A 4,222-nucleotide genomic window follows, 5' to 3' on the forward strand; every position below is an offset into this window, starting at 1 on the left:
TATCTTGTTGCCGAACGACGCAATCGGATTTAAAACTTTAGTATTCATTGTACTTCCTCGCTTAGCAATACTGTTTTGTTACTGCTTATATTTTATTGTGTGTTTGTGTAATCTCCCCGCTTCCCCAAACGGGGAGATTACAACAAGTACAGGCTAGATTTTATCTTTACCCTTGAGTCCTATCTTAAATTTGGTTAAGTACTCATTTGGTTTTGTGCCATCGTACGTAACACCGTCAATGAAGTGCGTTTGCGGTGCGCGAAAACCCGTTTCTTTATCCAGATCAGGGAAGTCTTTGGCCTTTACTTTTCCTTCTGCAATGAGTTCTTTTGCAGCAATGGCGTAGATGTCGGGACGGTAGACTTTTTTGGCAATGTCCTTATACCAGGAATCAGATTTTTTCTCCGGGATCTGTCCCCAACGGCGCATCTGGGTTAAGTACCAGATTGCATCGCTGTAATAGGGGTAGGTTGCGTTATAGCGAAAGAAAACATTGAAATCAGGAACGGCACGTTTGTCGCCTTTTTCATATTCAAAAGTACCGGTCATACTGTTGGCGATAACATCATAGTCAGCACCCACGTATTGACTCTTGGATAATATTTTTACGGCTTCCGGGCGGTTTTTATTGTTACCTTCATCCAGCCACTGCGCGGCGCGAATCATGGCCTTTACGACACGGATATGTGTGTTGGGATATTTATCAGCCCAGGCTTTGCTAACACCAAATACTTTTTCCGGATTGTCTTTCCAGATTTCATAGTCGGTAATGACCGGTACACCAATACCTTTAAATACAGCTTGCTGGTTCCAGGGTTCACCCACACAATAACCATAGATAGTTCCAGCTTCCATAGTGGCTGGCATTTGTGGAGGTGGGGTTACTGACAGCAGCGCATCGGCTTTCAATTGGCCGGTAATATCACCTTTATGTGGCGCATAGTATCCAGGATGGATACCGCCTGCGGCTAGCCAATAACGAAGTTCATAATTATGAGTGGATACAGGGAAAACCATGCCCATTTTAAAAGGCTTACCTTCTTGCTTGTATTCGTCTACTACCGGTTTGAGGTAGTCAGCTTTGATGGGGTGAACCGGCTTGCCGCCCTCATGAGGGACGTGTTTTTTCATCTTTTCCCAGATTTTGTTGGAAACAGTAATACCGTTGCCATTGAGATCCATACTAAATGCGGTAATGACATGTGCCTGGGTACCGAAGCCAATAGTTGCCCCCAATGGTTGACCGGCTAACATGTGCGCACCATCGAGTTCTCCATCGATAACACGGTCCAGTAATACTTTCCAGTTGGCTTGTGCTTCCAGTGTTACATACAGACCTTCGTCTTCGAAATATCCCTTTTCATAGGCAATAGCCAGGGGTGCCATATCAGTGAGCTTAATAAATCCAAATTTCAGATCTTCTTTTTCCGGTTCTCCCACTTCAGCGTTAACAGCTGAATTAAAAAGCAAACCTGTGCTTAACGCCATCGATAGCGTTAAACCACTTAATGTTCTTTTTAAAAAATTACGTCTTGATGACGATTGCTGCTGTTTCATTACTTCTCCTTCTCGTCGCACACCGTTGTACCAAAAATATTGTTTATATAGTTGATCAATTAAGTCTTCTTAAATTGTTCGTTTTGCTAATGGCAAGAGCTGTGCCAGCGAGTTAACTAATTGAAATGATGAATAAAAAGTTGCAACCGAGGGAAAATGTAATTAATAGACGCGCTGGAATGGTGCAATATAAGAAGTGATTGTTACTTAATGATGCATTTTACATGCATATTTATGTATGAGGAGTGATCCGGATTTAATCATCAATGCTAAATGGAACACTTTTAAACCTGCGAATGAGTCGAATCGTTATAACGCAGTGCGACTGATATTAGTGCAAGAGCGCACCAAGATCGGGCATGACGAATAGATTCTTTAACTGCTTGTGCCAGCAGGGATAACGTAACTTATTGTATTTAATAGTTAAATATGTTGATTAGCGTAATGGCATATATATTGTAATTGCTCGGTCAAACGGGGATACATCTCCACATAAGCTTTTAGTTTCAGAGCGTGATAAAGCATTTGCGAGTCGAGGAGTAATGATGGAAGTGGTAGCAAAAGAAAAACTGGTGTTAATTGGTAACGGAATGGCAGGCGTTCGAACGCTGGAAGAATTATTAGAAATTGCACCGGACAAATATGAAATCACTGTATTTGGCGCGGAACCCTACGGTAATTACAACCGGATTTTATTATCACCCGTATTAGCAGGTGAGAAAACCATTGATGACATCATGTTGAATGACGAACAATGGTATATAGATAACAACATCAAATTGATCAAAGGTAAGAAAGTAGTCGACATTGATCGTCGTGGGCGCAAGGTATTTGCCGACGATGGTACAACAGCAGAATACGATCGGTTGATCATCGCAACCGGATCTAATCCCTTTATTATTCCTCTGCCTGGGCACGATCTTCCGGGTGTTGTGAGTTTTCGTGACATCCAGGATGTAGATACCATGATGGACGCGTCGAAGCAGTTTAAAAACGCCGTCATTATTGGGGGTGGCCTGTTAGGACTGGAAGCCGCCAATGGTTTGATGCAACAGGGTATGAACGCAACCGTCGTGCATTTGCCCGAAACCTTGATGGAACGTCAGCTGGATACGGAAGCAGGTCGTATGTTACAGCAGTCGCTGGAAGACCGCGGCATGAAGTTCCTGATGAATGCCAATACGGAAGCAATTCTGGGTGAAGAACATGTTACCGGCATTCGCTTCAAGGATGGTACGGAGATTCCCGCCGATCTGGTGGTTATGGCTGTGGGTATTCGTCCTAACATTGAGCTTGCCGAAAAAGTTGGTATCCACTGCGAGCGAGGTATTGTAGTGGACGACACCATGCTGACTTATGATCCTCGTGTCTATTCCGTTGGCGAGTGCGTACAACATCGTGGTCAGGCATATGGTCTGGTTGCTCCTTTATTTGAACAGGCCAAGGTCTGTGCCAATCATCTCGCTCAACTGGGTTATTCCCGTTACCTGGGTTCTGTGACTTCTACGAAATTAAAAGTTACTGGTATCGATTTGTTTTCTGCCGGTGATTTCATCGGTGATGACACTACAGAAAACATTGTCATGAAAGATGTTGCACGGGGTGTCTATAAAAAAATCGTCATAAAAGACAACAAGATTCAGGGTGCGGTTTTATACGGGGACACCGTAGATGGAGCCTGGTATTTTCAGTTACTGCGCGACAACACAGACATTACGGACATTCGTGATCACTTAATGTTTGGGCAATCACATCTGGGTGATTCCGGGCATGGCGGGCAAAATGCCGCAGCAGCGATGAGTGACAATATGGAAGTCTGTGGTTGTAATGGCGTTACAAAAGGTGACATCGTTAGTGCGATTACCAAAAAAGGATTGTTTACCTTGGATGACGTACGTGCACACACAAAAGCATCCGGTTCTTGCGGGTCCTGTACTGGCTTATGCGAACAAATTTTAGCATCGACACTTGGCGGGGATTATTCTGAAGCACCCCATGTGAAGCCGATGTGTAAATGTACGGATTATCCCCATGATGAGGTCATCAAGGCAATTCAGACCAACAAATTGACCAACATCCAGGCTGTCATGGAGTATATGGAGTGGAAAACCCCCAACGGATGTGCTTCATGTCGCCCAGCACTTAACTATTATGTTATCGCCAACTGGCCTGCCGAGGCTAAAGATGATCCGCAATCACGTTTTATTAACGAGCGTGCCCATGCCAATATTCAAAAAGACGGCACCTATTCAGTAGTGCCGCGTATGTGGGGTGGGTTGACTAATCCTAAAGAGCTGCGGGCTATTGCGGATGTAGTAGACAAGTTTAATATCCCGGAAGTGAAGGTGACCGGCGGACAACGTATTGACCTGTTTGGTGTAAAGAAAGATCAACTACCCGCAGTATGGGCAGACCTTAACAAGGCCGGCATGGTGTCAGGTCACGCTTATGGCAAAGCACTGCGTACCGTAAAAACCTGTGTAGGCAGTGAGTGGTGCCGTTTTGGGACGCAAGACTCAACGGGACTGGGAGTCAAACTGGAAGAAATGTCCTGGGGTTCATGGATGCCCCATAAATTCAAGATGGCCGCGTCGGGTTGTCCTCGCAATTGTGCAGAAGCTACCATTAAAGACTTTGGTGTGGTGTGTGTAGATTCGGGTTATGA

2 protein-coding genes are annotated in these 4,222 nt (G+C 44.7%); one reads left to right on the forward strand and one right to left on the reverse strand.

What is annotated here, in order from left to right; genetic code table 11:
- Nucleotides 1-153: 153 nt before the first annotated feature.
- Nucleotides 154-1,557, reverse strand: a complete 1,404-nt coding sequence (locus tag ACWVCM_RS08930) for a CmpA/NrtA family ABC transporter substrate-binding protein (RefSeq protein WP_455201390.1) — start codon at nt 1,555-1,557, stop codon at nt 154-156.
- A gap of 542 nt (nt 1,558-2,099) precedes the next feature.
- Here ACWVCM_RS08930 and nirB point away from each other — a divergent pair.
- Nucleotides 2,100-4,222, forward strand: a 2,123-nt coding sequence (nirB, locus tag ACWVCM_RS08935) for a nitrite reductase large subunit NirB (RefSeq protein ID WP_455201391.1), incomplete at its 3' end; no start/stop codon positions are given.

The organism is Kaarinaea lacus, from assembly GCF_975902315.1.